Annotated in this window: 1 protein-coding gene and 2 pseudogenes; 1 reads left to right on the forward strand and 2 read right to left on the reverse strand. The window is 37.1% G+C overall.

Annotated features, from left to right (window positions below; all coding sequences use genetic code 11):
- Positions 1–109, forward strand: a pseudogene (locus QUA44_RS30540) (IS5/IS1182 family transposase); the annotation flags it as partial.
- A gap of 21 nt (positions 110–130) precedes the next feature.
- Here QUA44_RS30540 and QUA44_RS30545 read toward each other — a convergent pair.
- Together QUA44_RS30545 and QUA44_RS30550 are read right to left on the reverse strand one after the other, a co-directional pair.
- Positions 131–693, reverse strand: a pseudogene (locus QUA44_RS30545) (ISAs1 family transposase); the annotation flags it as partial.
- A gap of 304 nt (positions 694–997) precedes the next feature.
- Positions 998–1,196 (reverse strand): IS1 family transposase (locus QUA44_RS30550; RefSeq protein ID WP_333310115.1); only part of this gene is annotated, 199 nt, incomplete at its 5' end.

Raw genomic sequence — 1,196 nt, forward strand, 5'->3', positions numbered from 1 at the left:
GCTATCTTGGTGCCGTCGATTGAATCGAGATCATGAAGGTTTAACAGAGACTTCGGAAACTTGGATTTATATTTCAACGATCCGGATGATGGTTCGTCGTTTAGCATAATTTCATACCTCTCTCTGACTTTTCAAACACCCTCTGAGCATTATTTGGTAAACTACTAATGTAATAACGAATTTCGATAGTTGTTTTCCCCTTCACCATTCGCACCGATTCTATCATACCTCGATGGTGAAGTTTCTCCCATTGATTGTCTGGGTCAATCAGCTCTTTGATATCACTTAACATTAAGTGATTACGGATTTCTGAGCGACCGTGATTGTTCTCTTGTTTGGGCGAATAAACTGTATGTGTAAAGCCAGAAAATCCTTGTCTAATTGCTTGTTTAAACAACTCCTCTACTCTGGCATACAGGGATGGCTGGTTCTTTTTTTTAAGGTGATCACATAGTCTCCTCCCTGTTCGACAATTGACTTCACAATTGACCTCTGACAGCCCATCGCATCAATGGTGACAATGCTTCCGTTTAATTCTAATACTTTGAGTAAAGCCGGAATTGCTGTGATTTCATTGGATTTTTCGTTAACTTTAACTTGCCCTAAAACTAATCTTTGACTGGTTGCCCAAGCACTGACCATATGAATCGCTTTTTTGGATCCTCCGCGATCGTAAGAATGGCGAAGAGTTTTGGCTCTTCTGTACTTATCGCTGCTCAAATATTAGTTAAGTGTTGATAAGAATTGTGCTACCAGAATAAATTATGAACAAGTTAATGACAAATATTCTAGATTTACCCGGTGTCATAGTAGAAGATTACAAGCAGATAGGAGCCACATTAATTTTAGTAGTAAAATCAAAACAAAAAACATCAAACTGCCCTATATGCAATCAATCCAGCCATCATTTACATCAAAATTATAGGTATTTAGTTAGAGACTTGCCGATAAGTAATAAAGAAGTGGTAGTCCTGCATAGCAAGGAAAATTAAGGGTTTTAATTGATAGATAAACTGGCGTTATACTCATGAATACAATACCAAATAGCCCCAATATGATTGGAGAGTTTTTTGGAGAATGAAAGAGTTTTTCTCACAAACCTAGATATTCTTTGTCTCCTCGTATTATTAAATCTTTCTATATAGTTTGTCAGGCCAGTCTCCTTTCCTACTGCCTTGTATCTTTTTTGAGGAAAA

It is taken from the genome of Microcoleus sp. N9_A2, assembly GCF_036701775.1.
Classification (GTDB): Bacteria; Cyanobacteriota; Cyanobacteriia; order Cyanobacteriales; family Microcoleaceae; genus Microcoleus.